The organism is Negadavirga shengliensis, from assembly GCF_042652345.1.
Classification (GTDB): domain Bacteria; phylum Bacteroidota; class Bacteroidia; order Cytophagales; family Cyclobacteriaceae; genus Negadavirga; species Negadavirga shengliensis.
Genome location: NZ_JBHSJJ010000004.1, coordinates 79661 through 103428 on the forward strand (window position 1 = coordinate 79661; position 23768 = coordinate 103428).

The 23768-nt window shown below is 45.5% G+C and carries 17 protein-coding genes; 15 read left to right on the forward strand and 2 right to left on the reverse strand.

Features of this window, described 5'->3' with window-relative positions; all coding sequences use genetic code 11:
* Positions 1 to 40: 40 nt before the first annotated feature.
* The 11 genes from ACFPFU_RS08165 (at position 41) to ACFPFU_RS08215 (ending at position 12494) form a co-directional block, all read left to right on the forward strand.
* A complete protein-coding gene (locus ACFPFU_RS08165) occupies positions 41 to 1129 on the forward strand; it encodes a FecR family protein (RefSeq protein WP_377063343.1) in 1089 nt (362 codons plus the stop codon).
* Positions 1130 to 1283: 154 nt separating this feature from the next.
* Complete coding sequence (locus ACFPFU_RS08170) at positions 1284 to 4592, forward strand: SusC/RagA family TonB-linked outer membrane protein (protein WP_377063345.1); 3309 nt, start codon at positions 1284 to 1286, stop codon at positions 4590 to 4592.
* A gap of 16 nt (positions 4593 to 4608) precedes the next feature.
* Positions 4609 to 6318: a RagB/SusD family nutrient uptake outer membrane protein gene (locus ACFPFU_RS08175; protein ID WP_377063346.1), complete on the forward strand. Its 1710-nt coding sequence runs from the start codon at positions 4609 to 4611 to the stop codon at positions 6316 to 6318.
* Positions 6319 to 6455: 137 nt separating this feature from the next.
* Positions 6456 to 8093, forward strand: coding sequence for a sulfatase family protein (locus ACFPFU_RS08180; protein WP_377063348.1), 1638 nt, complete (start codon positions 6456 to 6458; stop codon positions 8091 to 8093).
* Positions 8094 to 8128: 35 nt separating this feature from the next.
* Positions 8129 to 9139, forward strand: a complete 1011-nt coding sequence (locus tag ACFPFU_RS08185) for a hypothetical protein (protein ID WP_377063350.1) — start codon at positions 8129 to 8131, stop codon at positions 9137 to 9139.
* Positions 9140 to 9144: 5 nt separating this feature from the next.
* Positions 9145 to 9915: a DUF1961 family protein gene (locus ACFPFU_RS08190; RefSeq protein ID WP_377063352.1), complete on the forward strand. Its 771-nt coding sequence runs from the start codon at positions 9145 to 9147 to the stop codon at positions 9913 to 9915.
* 40 nt (positions 9916 to 9955) lie between these two features.
* Complete coding sequence (locus ACFPFU_RS08195; protein WP_377063354.1) at positions 9956 to 11092, forward strand: DUF4185 domain-containing protein; 1137 nt, start codon at positions 9956 to 9958, stop codon at positions 11090 to 11092.
* A 23-nt stretch (positions 11093 to 11115) separates the two neighbouring features.
* Positions 11116 to 11259 (forward strand): hypothetical protein, encoded by a 144-nt coding sequence (locus tag ACFPFU_RS08200; RefSeq protein ID WP_377063356.1) that lies wholly within the window; start codon positions 11116 to 11118, stop codon positions 11257 to 11259.
* An 85-nt stretch (positions 11260 to 11344) separates the two neighbouring features.
* Entirely contained in the window at positions 11345 to 11569 is a 225-nt protein-coding gene (locus tag ACFPFU_RS08205; protein WP_377063358.1) for a (4Fe-4S)-binding protein, read from the forward strand.
* 262 nt (positions 11570 to 11831) lie between these two features.
* On the forward strand, positions 11832 to 12110 hold the full coding sequence (locus tag ACFPFU_RS08210) for a GNAT family N-acetyltransferase (RefSeq protein ID WP_377063360.1): 279 nt from the start codon (positions 11832 to 11834) through the stop codon (positions 12108 to 12110).
* A 9-nt stretch (positions 12111 to 12119) separates the two neighbouring features.
* Positions 12120 to 12494: an NAD(P)H-dependent oxidoreductase gene (locus tag ACFPFU_RS08215; RefSeq protein WP_377063362.1), complete on the forward strand. Its 375-nt coding sequence runs from the start codon at positions 12120 to 12122 to the stop codon at positions 12492 to 12494.
* A gap of 16 nt (positions 12495 to 12510) precedes the next feature.
* Here ACFPFU_RS08215 and ACFPFU_RS08220 read toward each other — a convergent pair whose 3' ends face one another.
* Positions 12511 to 13155 carry a DUF2459 domain-containing protein gene (locus ACFPFU_RS08220; protein ID WP_377063364.1) on the reverse strand — a complete coding sequence of 215 codons (645 nt, stop codon included), beginning with the start codon at positions 13153 to 13155 and terminating at the stop codon, positions 12511 to 12513.
* Positions 13156 to 14089: 934 nt separating this feature from the next.
* Here ACFPFU_RS08220 and ACFPFU_RS08225 point away from each other — a divergent pair.
* The 3 genes from ACFPFU_RS08225 to ACFPFU_RS08235 all read left to right on the forward strand — a co-directional run bounded on the left by ACFPFU_RS08225 (position 14090) and on the right by ACFPFU_RS08235 (position 20470).
* Entirely contained in the window at positions 14090 to 17302 is a 3213-nt protein-coding gene (locus tag ACFPFU_RS08225) for a SusC/RagA family TonB-linked outer membrane protein (protein WP_377063366.1), read from the forward strand.
* A gap of 73 nt (positions 17303 to 17375) precedes the next feature.
* Positions 17376 to 18896 carry a RagB/SusD family nutrient uptake outer membrane protein gene (locus ACFPFU_RS08230; RefSeq protein WP_377064043.1) on the forward strand — a complete coding sequence of 507 codons (1521 nt, stop codon included), beginning with the start codon at positions 17376 to 17378 and terminating at the stop codon, positions 18894 to 18896.
* A gap of 188 nt (positions 18897 to 19084) precedes the next feature.
* Positions 19085 to 20470, forward strand: a complete 1386-nt coding sequence (locus ACFPFU_RS08235; RefSeq protein WP_377063368.1) for a Gfo/Idh/MocA family protein — start codon at positions 19085 to 19087, stop codon at positions 20468 to 20470.
* 189 nt (positions 20471 to 20659) lie between these two features.
* Here ACFPFU_RS08235 and ACFPFU_RS08240 read toward each other — a convergent pair whose 3' ends face one another.
* Positions 20660 to 21268, reverse strand: coding sequence for a DUF2911 domain-containing protein (locus ACFPFU_RS08240; protein ID WP_377063370.1), 609 nt, complete (start codon positions 21266 to 21268; stop codon positions 20660 to 20662).
* A gap of 441 nt (positions 21269 to 21709) precedes the next feature.
* On the opposite strand from ACFPFU_RS08240, the gene ACFPFU_RS08245 reads away from it, so the two are divergent.
* A complete protein-coding gene (locus tag ACFPFU_RS08245; protein ID WP_377063372.1) occupies positions 21710 to 23482 on the forward strand; it encodes an arylsulfatase in 1773 nt (590 codons plus the stop codon).
* Positions 23483 to 23768: the final 286 nt, after the last annotated feature.

Here is a 23768-nt window from a genome sequence, read left to right on the forward strand (position 1 = left end):
TCCGCACAGACCCTGACTCCTTTACATGAAAACCTGTTTTATGTGTGAGCGAGATTATCAATTCGAAGATTTTGTACTTGACCCTGATTTCCAAAAATGGGTGCTGTCTCCGACTGCCGCTACCAAAGCTTATTGGGAAGATTATCTGGAAAAAAATCCCGGCAAATACGCGGAAATGGCTTTGGCCAGGAAAATGGTATTGAACATTTCAAGAAAATCACATCCTGTGGGAGAGAGGCTGGCATCCAACTGGCAACGGATAGAGAACACGGTCAGCAAAATGGAGATGCACCATCCTGAGGAAAAAGTCGTGCCCATGGACGCGCTGAGTTCTTTGCATCGGCACAGAAGGGCATATCCGGTTTATCACAGGAGCCATCAGTGGTACAGACTGGTCGGGATACTCGTCACGGTGTTTGCTTTGGCCCTAACGGTCAATTTACTTTTGCCTCCAAAACCTTCGCAGCAAGCAGAGGTCCCCATAGTTTATGAGGAGCATTATGCACCTCCAGGGGTCAAATCCAATCTGACACTTCAGGATGGGTCAAAAGTGATTCTCAACTCGGGCAGCACGCTTCGTTATGTCAAGAATTTTGAATCCCACCGGCGCGTCCTTGAATTGGAGGGGGAGGGGTATTTTGAAGTGGAGAAGGATCCCCATCGTCCTTTTATGGTAAAAACAGGGCCTGTTACCACCACAGCACTGGGCACTTCTTTTAACATCAAGGCTTATAAAAACGAACCTTTGGATATTTTCCTGCTGACGGGGTTGGTCTCCGTGCAGGTCGAAATGGAGGAGTCCCAAAGCGTGAACCTGGAAAAAGGGGAAGCTTTGCAGGTTAACTGGGATACCAAAGCCGTGCGAAAGTCCCGGTTTGATGAAAAGAAGCTGATGGCATGGACCCATAAGACCATTGTCTTTGACCATACCCCGATGGCGGAAGTCACGCGGGTGTTGGAAAACTGGTACGGGGTGAAGGTTCACTACAAAAACCAGCCCCAAGAGGACCTGGAGCTATCCGGATGGTTTCATGACCAGACTTTGAGGAATGTGCTGGAGGGATTGAGCTATTCCGCCAGGTTTGACTTTGAGATAGATAAAGACCAAGTAACCATAACCTTTAAATAACCTGCCTATGAAGCGAAAAAAACAGTAGAAAAGGCCATAAGTGCTTCCAACACCTATGGCCCCATATCAACACCAGAAGCAGGGAGTGCCATCCCTTTTCTGATACGAGTTCATTTAACCCAATAGCAATAGACTAAACAAACCAAGTAAAGTTATGAAAAAACGCTTACTAAAGCATGTGATCTACATGACAAAATTATTTACCATCGTCTTTACTTTCCTGTGCCTATCTATGAGCCTTCTTCTTGCCTCAACGGGAAGTGCACAGGTAAAAAGTATTGAGGAAGTTACCGTTTATCTTTCCCTAAGTGAGGTGAAAATAGAAAAAGCCTTCAAAGAGCTGGAAAAGCGGACCCATTACAGCTTTGTATTTGCCACAAGGGAGATCAAAGATCTGCCCCCTGTTAGCTTCGAGAGCAATGGCAAGAGCCTCTACGATGTTTTGTTGGAAATTGCCTCTCAATCCAACCTGAGTTTTAAACAGGTTAATTCCAATATCCATGTGAAGAAATCGGATAAAGATCTGGCCGTATCGGTGGAGGAACCCCTGGATGTTACCATCACCGGCACCGTCAAAGACGAAAACGGTGAGCCCATACCGGGCGCCACAGTGGCGGTTGAAGGAGCCAGTATCGGCACGGCCACGGATATTGATGGAAAGTTCAGCTTGGAAGTAAACGAAGGTGATGTGATTAAAATTTCTTTCATTGGCTATAAGACCTATAGTTTAACCGTTTCGAAACAAACGGCTTTCAATATTGTATTGGAAGAGGACCAGTCTTCATTGGAAGAAGTGGTGGTGATTGGATATGGTACCCAGAAGAGGAGCGATGTGACCGGATCCGTGGTCAGGGCCAATATTGATGCATTTCGTGAATCCCCTAATGTAAATATCGCACAGTCGCTACAAGGCACGGTGCCGGGGCTGAACATCGGCCAGGTAAACAGGGCCGGTCAGACACCCTCTATTTCAGTCAGGGGAAGAACCACCCTCAGTGGTAATCAGAATGTTTTAATCGTGGTGGATGGGATCATATTTACAGGAAGCCTCGGTGATCTCAACCCCAATGATATAGAATCAATAGATGTTTTAAAAGATGCCAGCAGCATGGCCATCTTCGGGGCACAAGCGGCCAACGGTGTAATAATGATCACCACCAGGAGTGGAAAAGTGGAACAAAAGCCTATTTTTAACTATACCGGAACCATCACCACCCAGACACCGGCCAATAGACCCGAACTGTTGGACAGAGAAGGGTTTCTTAACAAAGTAAGGGATCAGGACTGGGAGCAAGCCTTTTTGGCTCCGGATTATACACAGCCTAATCCTGACTATGATGTTGCTGCACTTTTTGAGCCAACGCTGTACAGCGGATACCAGGACGGAACGGATTTTGACTGGTGGGATGCGGCTACCCAGACAGGCTATATCAACAAACATGACCTGAGTGTGAGAGGGGCAAGCAGCGAGACTTCTTATTTTATATCTACAAGCTACACAAAGCAGAAGGGGTTTGTCATGAATGATCAGTTTGAGAGGGTTACGGCCCGGATCAACCTTGATCACCAGATACTGGACTGGTTCAGATTTGGGGTGCAGACTTTCGGTTCCTTTGCGGACAATTCGGGAGAAATCCCCGCCTTGACGACCATTACCACAATGCCCCCATTGGTCATGCCCTGGGATGAAGACGGGAAGGTGATATTGAACCCTGATGGGGCGCAAAGGGCAAATCCCTTTATTACTGCCTTTTCAAATGATTTTGATAAGAGGAATAATCTATTTGGAAATGTCTATTTGGATATCAATGTTCCCTTTATAGAAGGGTTGAATTACAGGGTGAATTTTGGAAACAATGCGACTTGGAGAAGGCATTACCGCAGCAACGAATATGCGAGCGGGGCTGCTGGAGAAGCATTTAAAAGGAATTACAATTCTTACGATTGGACCCTGGACAATATTTTGTCATACAGGAAAAGATTCGACAATGACCACGGCATTGACTTGACGGTGGTTGTCGGCCGAAGGGAACTAAAGTTTGAAAGCACCGAGGCCAATGGCTCCAATTACAACAACCTTAATCTGGGCTACCACGATTTGAGTCTGGGCCAGCTCCAGTTGATCAAGTCGGGCGCATGGGATGAAAGCTATCTTTATCAAACAGCGAGAGCCAATTATGATTTCAACAATAAATACCTGCTCACCGCTACCATCCGACGGGATGGGTTTTCCGGTTTTTCTGCAAACAACAAATACGGCATTTTTCCATCTCTCGGTATAGGGTGGGTGGTCAGTGAAGAGGCATTTTTTGATCCATCCTGGATGAGTTATCTCAAATTCAGAGGCTCCTATGGAACCAATGGCAATTTGACAAGCAGATATTCATCTTTGGCCAGGGTTTTATTGTATCCCGCCTATGTGTTCGGGGATGGCGGCTCCACTGCTTTTGGTCAAACGGTGACCACTTTGTCGAACCCCGATTTGTCCTGGGAAACGACAACAGGCTACAATTTCGGACTTGATTTTTCTTTGTTTAACGGCCGACTGACCGGCACATTGGATTATTATCAAAGTACGACCAATGACTTGTTATATGATATCAACATCCCTGAAATCACCGGATTCAATAGCATTTCGACCAATGTAGGAGAAATTGCCAATAGGGGCATTGAACTGGCACTGAAAGGAGATATCGTCAGACGAGGGCAGTTTAACTGGAATGCCGGTTTCAATATCGCCTCAAATAGAAACCGCATAGTGTCCTTATTGGGGCTGGATGCGGATGAAGATGGCATAGAAGATCACCTCGTGGCAAGTGGCTTGTTTATCGGGCAATCCATCAATACGATTTTTGACTACGAATCAGCCGGGATTATCCAATTGGGCGAAGAAGCGCCTCCTGGCTTTTTCGTGGGTACGCACAGGGTAGTGGATCATAACAGCGACGGCATCATTGATGCCAATGACAGGGTGATTATAGGCAGAGAGGAACCGGCTTATAATTTTGGCGTTTTGAATGAATTCAACTACAGGAATTTTACACTGAGGTTTTTTCTCAATTCCATCCAAGGGGGTAGAAATGGCTATCTGGGTTTGAACAATCCCAATTTTGGTCAGGCTGACAATGCACGGAGGAACAATTATTTTAAGGATTACGACTATTGGACCCCCTCGAACCCGGATGCCCGATACAGGGCACAGGATAAGGTACCCGGAGTGGAGTATAGGTACTACGGAGACAGAAGTTTCGTCAGATTACAGGATATAACCCTGGCCTACCGATTTGAACGCAACGTGATAGAAAAGTTGGGTCTTAATGGACTGAAGGTATTCTTCAGTGGTAAAAACCTGGCCACTTGGACAAACTGGACAGGATGGGATCCGGAAACAGGAAGCGGCCTGGTTCAAAATGGCTTGCCGGTGATGAAAGGATTTTCCCTGGGTTTGGATGTGAGTTTTTAAATAAACATTAAAGAACATGAAAGCAATAAAATACCATATATTGATAAATATACTGATTGTAATTAATCTGACGGGATGTTTGGATTCAAGTATTTTGAATGAAGTTCCTTTGGATTTTTCAAGTCCGGAAAATTCTTATATTACAGAAGCGGATTTCAATGCCGCTGTCATCGCACTCTATGACCATTCAAGGTTGGCGTTGTCAGAGGGAGAGCACCGGCCGCTCGATTATATTTATGGGACAGATTTGGGGTACAACGGGGCCAATCAGTTAAACATGAGATTCGGGTCCTATCTTGCGACCCTGCTGCCTACTTCAGAACAACCGATATACCACTGGAGGCAATATTACAAGGTAATCTCGGGGGCCAATATCATCCTAAACCGGCTTGAAAATTCCCAGGTAAGTGAACAGCATAAGATACTTATTGAAGCCCAGGCAAAATTATTTAGAGGCATGGCTTATAGGAATTTAGCACATTTGTTTGGGGGAGTGCCTATTGAATTGGAGGAAGTCCAGTCTCCAAAAACCGACTATGTGCGGGCAAGCAGAACAGAAGTATACCAACAAGCTGCCGGTGATCTTGAGTTTGCTGCGGCCAACTTACCGGGAATTACCCAAGTGAGGGATGGGGAGATAAGTGACCTGGCAGCCTATCACATTTTGGCAGAAGTGTATGTCTCTCTTGAGCGTTGGACGGAAGCCGTGCAGGCAGCAAGTGTTGTGATAGATGATCCTAATACGGCGTTGATGACAGAGAGATTTGGTTCCCTTGCCAATGAGCCAGGAGATGTATATTGGGATCTTTCAAGAAGGTACAATCAAAATAGGGGATCCGGAAATACGGAGGGTATTTGGGTATGGCAATATGAAGTGGATTTGCCTGGTGGGGTGATTTCATCCTCCGCTTTGAGAGGACCTATGCTCGAAAGAGACCATTCGCCCAGGCCGTGGAGCTTTACGGTAAGGGACCCTTCCGGAGTTGCTCCTTTCCTTCCACAGGGAGTGTCTGACAATACTGGAGGAAGGGGCATTGGAAGATTCAGGGGAACCAATCACCTGAATTACGGTATCTGGGAATATGACTGGGATGATATGCGGAATTCCGAATATAATTTCATACGGGATGTGGCATTCAATAACCCGGAGTCCGAGTGGTATGGACAAAAGATATCAGATCACATGCCGTTGTTTAGGAGGACCTTGGAAGATACAATCAGAAATTTTTATCCCTATCAAGCCAAGGTAACCACTCCCGGACAGCACCCGGTGGAACTGTATATGGATCCGGTCTTGAAAACACTGGTTTCTTCCACTGCTGGTACTACTTACAGCGATCAGTATCACATCAGGTTGGCCGAGACCTATCTGTTGCGGGCTGAGGCGCATTTGGGTACCGGTAACCTCCAGGCCGCCGCGGATGATATTAATGTGGTCAGGGGTAGGGCTAATGCCCGCTTAGTAACCCCCGGGGAAGTTGATATTGATTTTATTTTAGATGAAAGAATGAGAGAACTGGGCGTGGAAGAAAAACGAAGATTAACTTTGAACAGATTGGGGCTCCTCTATGAAAGGACAAACAAATATTGTGAAGGATATCCCGGCGTGACCAATCACGGTGTCGATGTGCAGCCGTATCACAATTTGTTTCCCATTCCTTTCAGCGAAATAGAAAGAAATACCGGTGCGGTACTGACACAAAATCCCGGCTATGCTGCCGATTAGGAATTATTGGTGACAATGGCAAAACACGTTTCAGGAAAGAGGTTGTTGTTTTATCCTGACCAGGGCCTGTTGAAACCCCAGCAAGTCCTGGATAACCATAAAAATAAAGCAGTTGAGTTTTAATAACCATTCAAAAAATGAAAACATTATTGACGATTCCATTTGTGTTTATTTTGATCTTCCTGATCGGGTGTTCGCCGGAGGATTCTGAGGTGAAAAAACGGCCCAATATATTGTTTGCCATCAGCGATGACCAGTCATTTGCCCACACCAGCTTTGAAGGCAGCCCATTTGTCAGTACGCCCGCTTTTGACAGGATCGCTCGTGAGGGGGTTTATTTTAGAAACTGTATCGCGGGATCTCCCGGTTGTGCACCTTCGCGGAGTGCGATCGTTACGGGAAGGCACCATTGGCAAAACGAGCAATCAGGTCAGCACGCCGCACCATGGTTAAAAAAACATGTTCCGTTTGTGGATCTGCTGGATGCCAATGGCTATGCTACCGGGCTTACCGGAAAGGGCGTGGGTCCGTTTCGATATGCACGGGATGAAAATGACTCACTATGGAGAGCCACCAATGCGGCGGGTATCGCCCACAGCCATATCAAATATGAACCCGGCACACCAGGCGATGAGCGACCGGCAGATAAAATCAGTGACATCAACTATTTCGAAAACTTTAAGTATTTTATGGAAAATGTGAAGGGGGATAAACCGTTTTTCTTTTGGTACGGGGGGTTGGAGCCGCATCGGGCCTATGAGCAGGATTCCTGGAAAAGGACCGATAAAAACCTGAGTGATGTGGTGGTGCCCGGTTTTTTCCCGGATCATGATATCGTCAGGGGAGATATGTTGGACTATGCAGTAGAAATCGAATGGTTTGATTTGCATCTACAGCGCATGCTGGAATACCTCGAAGAAATTGGGGAACTGGAAAACACCATCGTCATCGTCACCGCGGACAACGGCATGCCCTTTCCCAGAGCGAAGGCCAACAGTTACGAATACGGTGTCCATGTGCCTTTTGCCGTGAGATTTCCGGAAAATTTTCCCGGAGGACGTGTTGTTGATGATGTGATCGGTTTTTCCGACCTTGCTCCGACCATCCTCGAAATCACCGACACAAGTTCTGAAGGCATGCTGCCCATAACCGGGAAAAGCATTCTGAATATTCTGCGTTCAGAGAATGAGGGGGCAGTTGATCCTTCAAGGGAATATGTTTTTTCGGGCAGGGAACGGCATTCCTCTTCCCGTTATGAAAATTGGGGCTATCCACAGCGTGCGATCCGCAGCCAGGATTATTTGTTGGTTTGGAACATGAAGCCGGAGCGTTGGCCGGCTGGGGCGCCGCAACGCATAAAGCCGGATACAAAGGATGAACTGCTGCCCCTGCACGGGATAGACGAAAATGGGATACACCATTCTGAGTGGGCTTATACGGACATTGACGAAAGCCCTACAAAATCATACATCATCGAAAATATGAAGGAAGAAAAGGTAAGTGCTTATTTCGGATTAGCCCATAACAAACGGCCCGAATATGAACTTTTTGATATAAAAAATGACCCTTATAACCTGACCAACCTTGCAGGTGATGTTCGTTTTGAGGAAATTGAGAGGGAAATGAAGGAGGCCCTCCGGGAGGAATTGACGAAAACGGATGACCCAAGAGTAGTTGGCCCTGATAAAGAAGTATTTGATTCCTATATCCGGTACAGTCCGATGCGGGAATTTCCGGAACCTGATGATACCTTGTTAGAGGAAACTTTGAGATGACCGGGTATGGGTTGCTGAAAAATTAATAGATGCAGATGAATATGAATGTTTGTATTTCCCTGATATTGTCCCTTTCCTTTTTCATCGGAAGTCGGTCGCCGGCTTATTCGCAAGGGAAGGAGGGAGGGCGACTCATGTTGAAATCCGGATTTGAAGAAGGGGTATCCGTCACCCCAGATATGACCACGCTTACCGGATCGGATATACCGGGGTACAGCTGGGATGAAAAACAAGCCTGGATTTCTTTTACCGAGTTCACCTATATCGTCAACCCGGATAAAAACCTGGAGGACTATATGGAATCGGTCATTGAAGAGGCTACCGGGCCCCACGGAAATGTCACCCGGGTGCTCAGAATGACCAATAAAAAAGACGATACCGATCACCCTGCTGTTAGCCGCAATGAATTTTCATTTCTAAGCAATGAAAAGGGAGAAGCGGCTTATGAGGAAGGATATGTGCGGTATTGGATGAAACTTCCGGAGAATCTTCCGGATATTATCCCATTCGAAGATCCGATGACATTTTATGTCATTATGGAATGGAAAGAGCCGGGCTCGGGTATCAGAAAGTCCGCTGAGGAATGTATCGAATGTTGCGACGCCAAGCCGGGAGGTACCAACAACTACCGCATCAATATCAATATCATCAAAGACGCCCATTCGCGTGATCTGTATTGGCGGGTGATGGGAGAGCATCCCCAGCCCTGCCGGGAAGTAGAGTGGCAGTTTGATGCCCGGGAGGCGAGTATTCCTGTGGGGGAGTGGTTTCTGGTAGAAGCGTATATGAAGAAACACGAAACCGAGGGGCGGGTGTATTTCGCGATCAACGAACAGGTGATACTGGATACGGATGAGACCAGGCCGGATGGATTTACGGGCCGGACCCAGCATGCAGATAATCCTTTACCATTGCGTTTTTGGTCACCTTTGAAGAACTATCACAGCATGGAATGGAACCGACAGGGCCCCATAAATCACCTGTATGACGATTTTGAAATGTGGAGCGGTTTTCCGCCTGGTCATCCCGCATTAAGATTAAAGTAACAGGCATGAGCTACACTAATATATCATATGTAATCACTTTGCTGTTTTTTCTGGTCTTTCCCGGCAATGAACCCGAAACCGGTATAAAGGATTTATTTCATTGGCGTGGCCAGACTGTTGTTGTACAGCAGCCTTTGTTTCCGGACCAAGGCACCGTAGTATTCCGGGAGACCTTTGATTATCCCGACGGTCCGCTGCCCGATGATTGGTGGTATGAAGGCAATACGGCAAGGATTAAGGATGGCCACTTGTTTGTCGATGCAGATACCAGTGATCAAAGGATGTCAACCATTTGGCTTGATCGCGAACTTTCCGGCAATATCCGGATAGAATTTGATGTCCACGTGGTTTCGTCAAGTGATACCGCTAATAACATCAATTGCTTTTTTATGTATTCGGATCCGGAGGGTAAACCACTCAGAGAAACAAAAGACGCTAGGGTTAAAGGAGATTACAACAGTTATCATGTATTGAATGGGTATATTTTTACCTATTTGGCAAATGGAAATCCGACAAATGCAAGAATCCGCTTTAGGGACAACCCCGGCTTTAATTTGTTGGCGGAGGGTTTTGGTTCGGAATGTAAAGCGGGAAAGACTTATCGCATCGGGATTGAGAAAAGAAATAACAGGTATCTGTATTGGGTAGATGGTATGAAAATCCTGGACAAAGCAGCTGGCGAATTCTACCCTACGCATTCGAAAGGCCTGTTTGGGTTCAGAACCTGGCATACTTCACTTTGGTGGGATAATGTCGTGATCCGGCAAATGGATTGACAATTCTCAGTTTACAAATTCCGGATTAATTACGAATACAATGATACTGAAAAACTACAAATGGACATTGGGCTCGCTGATGGTATTCTTCTCTTCTTTATCTCAGGCGCAGGAATTGCCATACCCACCAAGTGCCATCATCAAAGGAATCGAAATCGACTGGTCAACCCATCAACGCCACGCTCCCGGCAGCGACAATTTTCAGCTTACCTGGGCTCGTGATGGTCATCTTTATGGTATCTGGGGAGATGGGGGAGGGTTTTCCGGAACAAACTCAGCATACCGGGTTTCGTTTGGAGTGGCCAGGATTGAAGGAGATTTTGATGATTATGCCGGTTATGACAGGTATGGTCATCAGGAAAGTGCCGAATCCGAGGCCAAAATTACGGGAAAGAGTTGGGGAACCATTGCCGTAAAAAATGACCTGTATGCGTGGGTTCATCCAGACAAGAAAGATGGCGCATGGGGCAACTGGGAAGACCATCATTCCGAAAGCAGGCTCTATGTTTCTAAAGATAAAGGGGCCTCCTGGCAACCTGCAGATTGGGCCTTCACACCGGAAGACGGCCTAATAGGAGGGGGGATCCTGCAATTTGGCAAAGGCTATAAAGGAGCCAGAGACAACTATGTGTATCATTACCTCGTGGAGCCAAATTTTTACAGAAATGAAAAGGGCGTTATTTCGGAACTACAGGTTCCGGGGAATATTTATTTGTTGAGGGTAAACAAAAAGAAAATAATGACAAGGGAAGCCTATGAGTTTTTTGCGGGATTTAACGGTGAGGATCCTGTCTGGATGAAGAATATAGACGCCAAAAAGCCGGTATTTACAGACAAAAACGGTGTAGGCACCCCTGTCGGGATTAATTATAATGCGGGTCTGAAAAGGTATTTTCTTTCGACTGAACATGATAAACCCGAATCGGGCAGAATAGGCGTATTCGATGCTCCAAATCCTTGGGGGCCTTGGTCAACTGTGGTGTATACAACCGATGAGACCTGGTTTGGCCATGATAATCCGGAAACGGTACCCCCCAATTGTTTTTTCTGGTGCTTTCCTACCAAATGGATAAGCAAAGACGGTGAGTCCGCAAATATGGTGTTTACCGGAGCAGGTGGCGGTAAGGATAACGATTCCTTCAATACCGTCCGGGTTGACTATTTATTATTCCGGTAGTCCGGAACTTGTCCCCGTAAAAAATGGGAAACAAAGAAACCGTGTCGAAGGCCATGAATGAATTGTTTCACGAAAAAGACAGTACAACCATAGGCCGTTATTGGCATGAATCATACCTACAGCACAACCCATCGATGACAAATGGCCATGAAGTTTTTATACCATAAAGGGACCATACGCCCCATAATTTAAAGGTTGATGAGGGCGTTATATTGACATTATTATAAAAAGAGAATCAATTTCAAGAAAATTATGGAAGCACATGAATATCCAAACGGAGAAATTACCATTCTTTGGAAACCAAAATTATGCATTCACTCGGGGGTGTGTGTAAGGACTTTGTCAAAAGTATATAATCCAAAAGCACGCCCCTGGATAAAAGTCGGGAATGCCACCACACAGGAACTTATTGACCAAGTTGCAAAATGCCCATCCGGAGCATTGAGTATAAAAAAGGATGTTCCAACAAGGGAATGATATGCAAAAGTGATATATGTTGGGATCCCCGATAAAAGGGACAATTGGACTCCAAAAGAACAAAACGCCCATTCATTTGAGAAATGACATTGGGTTTAATTTTATAAAGGGCGGAACTAAAAGCTTTTGTAATAGAAAATGGTAAACAGCCTAGCTGTTACATACGTCTTTTGGACATTTGAGTATATCTTATGGCTAATGCCTGTCCAATGCATAAACTGCTTACGAGCCACATTAAAATTGAAACCAAAATTATCTGACCATGAACATTGAACAAACCAACAGAGAAACTAAAGGCTTTTTTAAAGCCACGGAGGATGGCAAAGAAGCAGGCAGAATGACCTACTCCTGGGCAGGCAAAGAGAGATTTATTATTGACCACACAGAGGTCAATCCGGATTTCAAAGGCAAAAATGTAGGATGGCAACTTGTAATGGCAGCAGTAAACTTTGCAAGAGAAAACAACCTGAAAATAATCCCTCTGTGCCCATTCGCTAAAAGTGTTTTTGATAAAACCAAAGATATAAGAGATGTTCTTTAAGCGCGACAAATGAAGAAGATACTGGTATTGATGTTTCATCCAAGGCTGGAAACGAGCAAAGTAAATAAGTTCCTGCTGAACGCAATGCTTGAACAGCAGCATGTTATAGTCAAAAATATGTATGAAATATATCCTGACTTTAATATTGATGTAAAAGCAGAGCAGCAAGATTTATTGAATGCAGACCTTATGATCATGCAACATCCATTCTTTTGGTATGCAGCTCCTCCATTGGTAAAGCAATGGATAGACTTGGTGCTGGAACACGGTTGGGCTTATGGAACAGGAGGTGATAAACTTAAGGGTAAAAAAATAATGCACATTATCAGTAGTGGTGGAGGTTTTGAAATCTATCGTAGCGAGGGCAAGAACTTACTAACCTAAATCGGAATTCAGGTCTTTACTCTTTGTCAACAACCAATATGCCGAATTTTTCCATCTTATTCAGTACACTTCCTGTGGTTTGATGCCAGACAGGCCAAATGGGTAGGCCGGCACGTCTAATGGCCCTGGCCACCCAGACGTTGGAATTGTTGGGGAAATAGTAACGTGAACTTCCTCGGTAAAAGTAACTCTTCGGGTATATACCCTCTTGGTATGGCACAATTTTTCCGCTTTCATCCATCGCCAATGCATCAAAAAGGTAACGGGAGAGTTGGTGAAACTGTTCATCTTCAAGTTCTATTCTTACTACTCTTGTGTCCGTATAGTAAGAGGCAACCTCTTGAGGAATAGGATTAATATGTAGTACGGAGGAGGTGGGCCAAAAAACGGCCTTAAACGTATACCATAGGTTAAAACCATCATGGGTATAGAAGTCGGCATCACCCCACCCAACTTCCAAATAATCCATATCCGCATAATCACCTGCAGACTTCCAGATGCTATCAGGTAAGCTGTATGTGGGGACGACGATGCCGGTATGCCAACCTATGCTGCTAACGAAGATGACATGCTTGTTTTCAGCTGTTTTATTTTGGGCCAGAGCTCCGGGATCCAATAAACAGAGAGAATGTAAACCAAAGAAGATCAATATTCTAAACATAATTTAATCGCTTTTGTCCCTTTTTGGTCTGCTTCATTGATGTCCGCCGGAAGATGGCTGCAGCGCGTTACGATATGTTATCAAAAATGTCTCCAGAAGAAAGTTGTACCGGATGTTGTGTGGCCGATGAAGGTATAATAGCTATTGCTTTTTTATAATCAGGTACAGTCCTTATTTGAGTGGAGGCCCATTTCAATGCTTTCTTCCGGCGATAATAGTGGGATAAACGGTAAAAAACCGACCAAACCCCACTTCTGCTGATAAAAAAAACAAAAACACAATAATTTTCAAATGTTTTCTAGGATTTATTTTGAGGAATGGTTAGTTTTAGAATTATTATCCATTATAATCTTCTTTAGGTGAAATGATCTTTTGATGACTTGAACCTTGTCTGATCGATAAAAAAGCACCTTATAAATTCATGGATTTATAAGGTGCTTTCACAGAACAGTGGATATGCTCAGACCTAAAGTAAACATGTTCATTTGGCGAATTTTGATGAGCATAAACTCATCCACAGTTGGTGAATTTAATTGACCAATAAGTGTATCAAACCGTAACTGAATTTCAGCAGAAGATTTTTTGAATGGTAAGAGATGGGTGGAATTCTTCTACAAACACAAGCGGGACACTGTCCATTACGGGATTGGTGACTTTTAATTCGGATTCAAACACAAATATCTGAAGATGAATGGCTCCTTATTTTTATAACGGCTGAACATTCTTCTCTCTTACCGGGCTTTTAATACCAGTCTTGGCTAAGCATTAGCCGGGACACCCATATAATTAACCTTTAAACTTCTACGTCCATGAATTCAAAAAACAGTTCTTGAAAAAGAAAGCTTCCAGTATGGACGGGTGCCAGCGCTGGAATGGGTGACTCTCTGTATTCATCCCATTTTTTAAATCAATTAAAACAATAAACCTTAAAAAAATGAAAAACAAATTACTTAAGGCAACATTTAGCTTGCCAAAATGGCTGCTATATAGCTGTTCATTCCTCATTGCAAGTTTAAGCATGGCGTTCACTTCGCAGGCCGGTGGCTTATCCCTGTTTTTGGATAGTGGCCTGGAAGTGACCAATGTAGCTGACATTACCGTATCCGGAACGGTCACGGATGAAAGTGGCGAACCGCTTCCCGGTGCTACCATTTCAGTCCAGGGGACTACCCGGGGGACAGTTACGGATATAGACGGGAATTATTCCATTGATGCTCCTGAGAATTCGGTACTGGTGTTCTCATTTATAGGCTATGAAGTACAAACTGTTAGGGTCACTAACCAGACGGTACTGAATATTCGGATGGTGCAGGATGCATCTGCCTTGGATGAAGTAGTGGTGATTGGTTATGGTACCCAAAAGAAATCAGATCTTACGGGGTCGGTGGGTTCGGTCAGTTCTGCAGAATTGAGTGAAAGGCCTGCCCCTTCCCTTAATCAAGCCCTGGCCGGAAGGGTGGCCGGTGTTCAGGTAAATACCAACTCCGGTCGTCCTGGAGGACGCACCAATGTGCGGATTCGCGGATTCAGCTCTATTAATTCATCCAATAACCCGCTTTATGTGGTTGATGGTGTGATGCTCCCCATGGGTACCATGGATCAGGCGAGCAATCCCATTGATTACATTAACCCCAATGATATTGTATCAGTAGAAGTACTCAAAGACGCTTCTTCTACTGCCATTTACGGTTCCAGAGGCGCCAATGGGGTGATTTTGGTTACGACAAAAAAAGGAAAAGCCGGCGAAGGCACCGTCACCTATAATGTGGATCTGAGCGTCAATACAATTGGCCCCAACAGGCCTGAAGTGTTGAATGCAAAGGAATACCTCGAAGTAGAGGAACTTGCCTGGAGAAACATGGAAAAATATGATCCTGAAGGCTGGGCGGCTGGCAGATGGGCCTACCTGAATCCCGCGTTACGAAGAACCGATCCACGGATTTTCGATAGCCAGGGTAACCCTTTATATGACACGGACTGGTTTAAGGAAACCACCCAAAACAAGATTTCCCAAAACCACCAATTAGGTTTTACCGGGGGAAATGACAGGACCACTTATTCTCTCTCACTGGGCTATCGCGATGACCAGGGCTTGCTGAAAACTTCTTATCTCACCCGGTACTCTACGCGCTTTACCATAGATGACCAGGTTAAATCCTGGCTGAGCATCGGCGGGACCATCAGCTATAATAATCAGGAAGAAAACCTGGTAGATGTCAGCGATGCCGTTCCAAGGCAGATAGTGGAAGATTTTCCATTTCTTCCTGTAAGGTATGAAGACGGAACATTCGCGAATAACAGGGACTATCCCTTTGCCGAAGGTACCATGAGTTCCATGCACAGGCTGTACGGCCGAAGGTATGTTTTAAATACGCAAACTACGCTGGGAAGCGCCTACACCAACATTACATTTGCCAAAGGGCTGGAAATGCGTACCGTATTGGGGGTAAACATCATGACCCAGGAAAACAGCCAATCCAGTACCCGTACCCTCGCTATAGCCCAGAATGGTACCGCTTCCAAGAGTATGAGAAGAGACAGTTTTTGGTCACTGGAAAATTACCTGACATATAACAAAGATTTTGGAGAAAGACACTCATTTACAGGCTTGCTGGGTATTGCTTGGCAGGAAAACACGCTGACTACCATGAGTGCGAGTATTCAGAATTTCGCTACTGATTTTTTTACTTATGACAACCTAGGCGCGGGCTCTCAGCTGCCAAGGGTAGGTTCAGGGGCTTCCAGATATGCCTTAAACTCTTATTTTGCCCGGATCAACTATAGCCTGGATGGCAAATATTTGTTTACAGCCACCGGTAGATCGGATGGCGCATCGAAGTTCGGAGAAAACAACAAGTACGCCTTTTTCCCTTCAACAGCGCTGGCATGGAGAATTTCTGAAGAAGGTTTTCTTAAAGGAAACAGCACGGTTTCCAATTTGAAATTGAGGGCCAGCTATGGTCTGACCGGGAACTCAGAAATACCCCCCTATTCCTCCCTGGCTTTGTTGAGTTCCAATTATTCAGCGATTTACAATGAAACGCAGATTGGAGGAACCGGCATCAGCAGACTTGCTAATCCTAATCTGCGATGGGAAAAGACAGCCCAGAGTGATATCGGTTTGGAATTGGGACTGTTTCAAAACAGGATCAGCATCGAATTGGATTACTATTACCGGAAAACCACCGATATGCTTTTGGATTCCCCTGTTCCCAGGACCAGTGGCTACGCCACCATCCGAAGCAATGTGGGCTCCATGCAGAACAAAGGGATTGAGTTCACTTTGAATACCGTAAACATTGAAAAAGCGGACTTTAGCTGGAATACTTCATTTAACCTTTCCGCCAACCGGAACAAGGTTTTATCTCTGGCCACGCCAGCGGATATTTTTGGCGTAGGGGGACCGAATTTTACCAACCAAACCAACATCATCAGGGTAGGAGAGCCTGTAGGTTCGTTTTGGGGCTTGGTTCGTTTAGGGACCTGGAGTGAGGCCGAAAGAGCCGAAGCAGCAGAGTACGTGAGCTATAGAAACGGGTTAACCATCCTGCCGGGAGACATCAAATATCTCGATGTTAACGGGGATAAGGCCATTAATGATTCCGACCGGATGATTATCGGAAATGGAAATCCGAATATGTGGGGAGCAATGTCCAATAGCGTAAGGTTCAGAAACTGGGACTTGACGCTTGAATTACAATACATGTATGGGAATGACATCCTGGATATGAACCTGCATCCAAGTGAGGACCGCCAGGCCTTGGCCAACAGCTACAGGACCGTTCTCAATGCCTGGACCCCTGACAATCAGAATACCATGATCGCTGAAATCAGGGACACCCGTGCGGGATATGTGACCAATGTGGATTCCCACTGGGTGAAGGACGGATCTTTTGTCAGAGGCAGAAACTTGCTGATAGGTTATACCTTCCCAACCGAAATAGCCAATAGGATAAAATTAAGTAGGCTGAGAATTTACTCCACTGCCCAGAATTTCTTCCTGATTACAGGAAAGGAAATCATCGGCGATCCGGAAGTTTCCCCAATCCGGGGTGGTGATGGCAACAACGTCTTCTCCCAGGGGATGAACTGGCATGCTTATCCAAAGCCGACCACCTACATGTTGGGCCTGCAAGTCACACTTTAAACCATTTGGTAAAACCTTAAATTTTGAAAAAATGAAACTGAATATAATTCAAAAAGCATTTTCCTACGGATTAATGGGATTGATGCTATTGATCTTCAATACCGGTTGTACGGATTTTCTCAGCGAGAAAGATCCATCTAACCTTACCCCGGATTCTTTCTACACCATTCCTGACCATGCGGAGGCCGCACTCGCCTCAGTATATGCGGATATGCGGTTTTTTGGTGGAGATGGGGGGATTTTCTCATCTACCTGGCAGCTTTTGGAAGCTCCCACGGGAACGTCCACGACGGAAACGGCACAGAACTCAGACCTTAACAACCTCTATGGGCTGATCTATGATGGCCGTACCCAACATGTCATCAATTGGTGGAATGGGCTTTATAAAGTGATCGCCCAGGCAAATATGGTCTTGGACAAGGTGCCTGCGATCACTCCCATGGATGAAAACCAGAAGAAAAAAATCTTGGGAGAAGCCCGTTTTTTAAGGGCCTGGGCCTATTTTTATGCGGTCAGACTTTGGGGAAACATTCCTTTGATTACCCTGCCACAGACGGCCACCTCGGAAGATTTTATGCCCGCCCCCGCTCCTCAGGAACAAGTATACGAACTTATTTTAGAAGACCTGCTGGTTGCTGAAAACGCCGGGCTGACCTGGATGGATCCGAGTGGGAGGGCATCCCTTGCCGCCGTAAAATCCCAATTGGCCAAGGTATACCTGACAATGGCTGGCCATCCTCTTAACAAAGGTAATCAGTATTACCAACTGGCGGCTAACAAAGCGCAGGAGGTGATAGATTATGCCAATGGCAATCCTTCCAGCATTGGTTTGTTTCCAACATATAATGATCTCCACGATGAAACCAACGGCAACCGCTTGGAACATCTCTTTATGATCCAATACAATGTGATCGTTGCCGGAAATCCCATGAACAACATGTTTCCCAATTTTAAACCGGTTACCTTCCAAGGCCCTTCCGGGACGGGAAGTACAGTCCCTACCATCGAATTTTACAATTCTTATGAGCCGGGGGATAAGCGTGCTGTTAATCAGGAAGGTTTTTTCTATACCAGTTATTATACGAATGGAAGCGGTGAGCCCTTTGATTTGGGTGCGCCCTATATCTTTAAGCATTTTAATAAAGCTGCTTTGGGAACTTTTGGTGTGCCCGGCAACCGGGCAAACAACCTTAATGTTCCGCTCATACGATATGCTGACGTGTTGTTGATGTATGCGGAGGCACAGAATGAGCTGGGTGGCCCGAATGCTTTGGCACATGAAAGCTTAAAGAAAATCAGGGACAGAGCGGGTTTACCAACCCCTGGCTTGGGAGAGTTTACCATAAATACGTTTAGAGAAGCCGTGTGGAGAGAAAGATGGCATGAACTGTGTTACGAGCAGATTACTTGGTTTGACATGTTAAGGCTTAGGAAGGTTTACAATGAACTTACCAATGGCTTTGATGATTTTGTCGGACATACCAACCTGAGCTCCAACCAAGCCTTGAGGGAAATGCATTTATTGATGCCTTATCCACTACCTGAGATGCAGAATAATCCCAACCTTCTGCCTCAAAACCCTGGATATCCATAAACCTGCAGCCCTAATAGGGTAAAGAGTACCCGGATCCATCCCTATGGATCCGGGTTTTAACCGGTATGATATCACTTTATCTTCATATTCAGGAATAATTTAAAAGCTTCCCGATAATCCCCTTCTTATAGTATATTTATTTAAAGTTTTATCTTATTTTTATTCTTTGCAATTATAAATTAAATAACATGAACCCAAAATATTCTATTTCAAGAAGAAGGTTTTTACGCCATTCTACCGCACTGGCATTAACCCCTCCGTTGCTGTTTCATTCACCCGCCTACGGTTCCGTAAAAAAGAAAAAACTCCGCCACGTCTCCGTTGGGGTGGGGGGAATGGGCCGGCATGATCTTCAACGGATCAGCGCCCATCCGGAGGCGGAAATAGTGGCCATTTGCGACGTGGATGAAAATAACCTTGCCAAGGCTTCCGAAATGGCGCCAAACGCCAAAAAATACAGGGACTGGCGGGAATTGTTGGACAAAGAAGCAAACAACTTTGATGCCATCAATGTCAGTGTTCCGGATCACATGCATTTTCCCATCGCTTACCAGGCCATTGAGATGGGCAAACACGTGTATTGCCAGAAACCCATGTGCCATGACGTGGCCGAGGTCAGGGCATTGACGGCGGCTGCCGCTAAGGCGGGAATCGTCAGCCAGCTGGGCACCCAGCATGCTTCGGGCATGGGCGACCGCACGGCGGTGCATTGGATTAAACAAGGACATATAGGCAAAATCAAGAATGTTTACTTATGTTCCAACCGGCCCGGCGCGACAGAGGCGTATCGGTATAAAGGACCGAGACCGGCTACCGGCGAAAATCCACCCGAATATCTGGACTGGGACCTGTGGGTAGGCACCGCTCCCATGAGACCCTATGCACCGACTATTTATCATCCGTCCAAGTGGCGGGCATGGCAGGATTTTGGGACCGGTTGGTCCGGGGATATCGGATGTCACATATTGGATGCGGTCTGGAAAGGTCTCGAACTCACCGCCCCTAAATCAGTAATAGCCAAGGTGCAAAAGTCCTGGGAGGATTCCCCGGAGAGAAGAGCGGATACCTGGCCTCAGAGTAACCACATCACCTGGACTTTTCGCGGAAATAAGCATACGGCTTCCTCTGAATTGGAAGTAGAATGGTTTGACGGGGAATTTTATCCCCCGGAAGAGGTCAGGGCATTGTTTTCCCTGGAGGAGTACCCCGCAGAATCGGCCATGCTGATAGGCACGAAAGGGGCCTTGTTGATTCCGCATACCAAGATGCCGGTATTGTTGCCTGCCGAAAAATTTCAGGACGTATCATTTCCTGAATTGGAGGAGCGGGATCATTACCACCATTTTGTAGATGCCTGCTTGGGAAAAACCAAAACCGAAAGCGGTTTTAATATCTCAGGGCCTATGTCCGAGACGGTAATCCTGGGTACGGTAGCCATAAGGGAGCCCAATCAAAGATTGGATTGGGATGCTAAGAATATGAAGTTTCCCAACCGGCCTTCGGCAGAAAAATACCTGTCGAGAAATTACAGAGAAGGATGGAAATTAAAAGACGGAGAGATTTTTTTGCTATAGGCATTTAATTAAACCATTCTTTTCTCCAACGTTGTGATCCGGATCAGAGGGCCGGTTCAATGATCACATCTTGTTTGGCCCCATCATTTGAATTTCAAAAGAGGCTGTCTGACTTTTTAGACAGCCTCTTTCAATTCCCAGTCATGAGCAAATTCTGAATCACAACCGGTCGCGGATTCAGAATTTGAATTAGTTGAATACCCCTTTGAAGCCTTCTAATTTCTGATCAACTTGTGTGTCTACCGCAAAAGAGAGCCGTATCCTCTCCCAGGACATGGTTACCTTAGCCACTTTATTGTCTCCGGCAGAAATACTGTAGGTGAGTCTCTCCTGGGAGTCTGATGCCATGACCGGTGCCACTTTAATGGTGACGGCGTCGTCCTTGGCAAGGGCGTCCTCATCTATTTTGCCGTCTTTCATGTAGGCAGAAACGGCATTGCCCTTGCCGTTGATATGAACCGTCCAATCACCGGACTGCTGAGGAGTGATAAAGATGGAGTACTTTCCCGGCCTCAAATTAGTGCCGTCAATATTGACTCCTGTGCTGAATTCTATGGTGGTGGGGGCATTGGCACCTGCTCTCCAGGTCACTCCATATTTTTCAAGTTCCCCGAAGACTTTCCTGCCTTTAACCCCGGGAGAGGAATAATCAATACTGATCTTAGTAAATCCTACATTTTGGGAGACAAAAGCGGAAGGACTGGGAGCCGGTGGTTGCAGCTGGGCATATGAATGGTTAATACCCGCTAATGTCAACATCAGGCACATAAAAAGGAAACAAAGTTTGGCGTTTTTCATGAATTTATTGTTTTTGGATTGATGATGCACAAACATACAATAACCTGATCAAAATGTCATTTGTTTTTAATTGGATGATGCCCATAAAAGCAGTGATATCCTTCCATAGCGCCTGGGTTCTTTTTGTGGAAAACGGAAAAAAAGAAGGCTATTCCCGTAAAGCATTGGGAAAGTGAAAAATAAATCCAATATTTAAGAGGGATGGAATGGGTAAACAAATGGATTAGAATAAAATTGAATGGCGCATTCTGTTCTCATAAATAATTCGCAAGGATAAAAAAAGAGACGATGAAATCAAGCATGACGGGATCGTCACAAACTGGGATGCCCCGATAGCCCCGATAGCTATCGGGGGGGAAAACATGCGAGATTCCATGCCTGCATGCTGAAGTGCATTACGGCACGCAAGCATGTGGCCTATTAAGAACAAATTATAATCATATGAAAAAAAATATAGGTAAAAAGGGATTACTGTTTGTTTTTATTTTATTGTTCACCCATCCTCTCATCGGTGGGAATCCAAAAGACCGGCCCAATGTGATATTGATCATAACCGACGATCAGGGATATGGTGATTTGGGAATAACGGGCAACCCGCATGTACAAACACCGGTTATTGACAGGCTAGCCGAAGAAAGCGTAAGGCTTAATCAGTTTTACGTGTCTCCTGTCTGTGCACCCACCCGCTCCAGTTTGATGACCGGTAGATATTCCCTTCGCACCGGGGTTCGCGATACTTATAATGGCGGCGCTACGATGGCAGCGGAAGAAATAACCATTGCCGAAATGCTGAAAGGATCGGGTTACCGAACCGGTATTTTTGGGAAATGGCATTTGGGAGACAACTACCCCTTCCGGCCAAGTGACCAAGGTTTTGATGAATCGCTGATACATCTGGCCGGAGGGATGGGGCAGCCCGGGGATTTTACCACTTTCTTTCAGGAGAACCGCAGTTATTTTGATCCGGTGCTTTGGCACAACAACGCACAAAAAGCCTATGACGGGTACTGTTCGGATATTTTTACCGATGAAGCCATAGGTTTTATCGAAGAACACTATAAGGAGCCGTTCTTCTGCTATCTTTCATTCAATGCTCCCCATACACCCTTACAGGTACCTGATGAATATTATGAAAAGTACAGGGACATTGATCCGTCAGTAGGCTTTGGAGCAGAAGGGCAGCCATCTGCGAAAATGAGCGATAAAGACCTGGAGGATGCCCGTAAAGTGTATGCCATGGTATCGAATATTGATGACAATGTAGGTAAGCTTTTGCGCAAGCTAAATGAACTTGATATAGCTGATAATACCATAATTGTTTTCATGACAGACAACGGTCCTCAACAGCGGAGGTACAATGGTGGCATGCGTGGTTTGAAAGGAGAGGTATTTAGGGGAGGGGTAAGGGTACCTTTTTTTATTAGACTCCCTGCCCGTTTTCCACAAAATATGGACGTTGAAACGACGCTTGCGCACATAGATGTAATGCCTACGCTAGCAGCACTTTGTCAGACGGAACTCCCAACGGACAGGATAATTGATGGAAAAAATTTCCTGCCCCTGATTGAAGGAAAAAAAACAACCGAATTCGAAAGCAGACCTCTGTTTTTTTACTGGACCAGAAGGTTACCAGAGCTGTATACCAATATTGCCCTGCAAAAGGGCCCCTATAAATTGGTGGGCAATACGGATTATGATGCGATTGTGGAGGATTTCGAGTTGTACCATGTCCGGCATGATGAACATGAGCTTAATAATATCGTTCAGTCAAACCTAACTCTGGCCACAGAAATGAAGTCGGAATTGGATCTTTTGTTATCCGAGCTGACCAATTCGCCTCATCTGACCCATCCCCAACGGATTATCATTGGGAGTGAACACGAAAACCCGGTTTATCTGAACCGCAACGATGCCAGCGGGGAAAGGGGTATCTGGACTCAGGAGGAGGTTTTTGGCTTGTGGAAAGTAAAAATAAAAGGAGGAAAATATAATATCCGGTTCAAGTTTATCAAGCCATTGGAGAATTCAGGCAAAATGATCCTGGAAACCAGTGGGAAAATCATTCAGTGGGAAAACAAAAATGTTCCAACGGACTTCATTGAGTTAAAGGATGTGTTACTCCCTGAGATGGAATCTGACCTTATACCCCATTATGTTTCAGGAGGAAGAAGTATTTTTCCATTGTGGGTGGAAATGGAAAAAATAGGGGATTGATATGATTTTTGGCCATCAAGGAGTTTTCGATTTTACATTAGTTATGGCCTTGGATCAGGCCGTGAATAATTATGGAATGGAGACGATTTCTTTTCCAAAAAGGATTTTTATTAAGAATGCCATATTTTCAAGAGGCCCTTACAGGAGATTTCTGGGGCGCATCATTCCCTGGATCAGAAAGATTACCCCAGGTTTCAAGGAAACCGGACCCTTTGTCCTTATCCAGATGGCACGTCACCACCAAGAATTTCAGGGTTGGGGTGGATGACAAGTGGCCCATTCCAGA

Excerpts from the sequence above, each read along its gene's own strand:
- ACFPFU_RS08165 (WP_377063343.1), top strand. The coding sequence starts at position 41 with ATGTGTGAGCGAGATTATCAATTCGAAGATTTTGTACTTGACCCTGAT.
- ACFPFU_RS08170 (WP_377063345.1), top strand. The coding sequence starts at position 1,284 with ATGAAAAAACGCTTACTAAAGCATGTGATCTACATGACAAAATTATTT.
- ACFPFU_RS08175 (WP_377063346.1), top strand. The coding sequence starts at position 4,609 with ATGAAAGCAATAAAATACCATATATTGATAAATATACTGATTGTAATT.
- ACFPFU_RS08180 (WP_377063348.1), top strand. The coding sequence starts at position 6,456 with ATGAAAACATTATTGACGATTCCATTTGTGTTTATTTTGATCTTCCTG.
- ACFPFU_RS08185 (WP_377063350.1), top strand. The coding sequence starts at position 8,129 with ATGAATATGAATGTTTGTATTTCCCTGATATTGTCCCTTTCCTTTTTC.
- ACFPFU_RS08190 (WP_377063352.1), top strand. The coding sequence starts at position 9,145 with ATGAGCTACACTAATATATCATATGTAATCACTTTGCTGTTTTTTCTG.
- ACFPFU_RS08195 (WP_377063354.1), top strand. The coding sequence starts at position 9,956 with ATGATACTGAAAAACTACAAATGGACATTGGGCTCGCTGATGGTATTC.
- ACFPFU_RS08200 (WP_377063356.1), top strand. The coding sequence starts at position 11,116 with ATGGGAAACAAAGAAACCGTGTCGAAGGCCATGAATGAATTGTTTCAC.
- ACFPFU_RS08205 (WP_377063358.1), top strand. The coding sequence starts at position 11,345 with ATGGAAGCACATGAATATCCAAACGGAGAAATTACCATTCTTTGGAAA.
- ACFPFU_RS08210 (WP_377063360.1), top strand. The coding sequence starts at position 11,832 with ATGAACATTGAACAAACCAACAGAGAAACTAAAGGCTTTTTTAAAGCC.
- ACFPFU_RS08215 (WP_377063362.1), top strand. The coding sequence starts at position 12,120 with ATGAAGAAGATACTGGTATTGATGTTTCATCCAAGGCTGGAAACGAGC.
- ACFPFU_RS08220 (WP_377063364.1), bottom strand. The coding sequence starts at position 13,155 with ATGTTTAGAATATTGATCTTCTTTGGTTTACATTCTCTCTGTTTATTG.
- ACFPFU_RS08225 (WP_377063366.1), top strand. The coding sequence starts at position 14,090 with ATGAAAAACAAATTACTTAAGGCAACATTTAGCTTGCCAAAATGGCTG.
- ACFPFU_RS08230 (WP_377064043.1), top strand. The coding sequence starts at position 17,376 with ATGGGATTGATGCTATTGATCTTCAATACCGGTTGTACGGATTTTCTC.
- ACFPFU_RS08235 (WP_377063368.1), top strand. The coding sequence starts at position 19,085 with ATGAACCCAAAATATTCTATTTCAAGAAGAAGGTTTTTACGCCATTCT.
- ACFPFU_RS08240 (WP_377063370.1), bottom strand. The coding sequence starts at position 21,268 with ATGAAAAACGCCAAACTTTGTTTCCTTTTTATGTGCCTGATGTTGACA.
- ACFPFU_RS08245 (WP_377063372.1), top strand. The coding sequence starts at position 21,710 with ATGAAAAAAAATATAGGTAAAAAGGGATTACTGTTTGTTTTTATTTTA.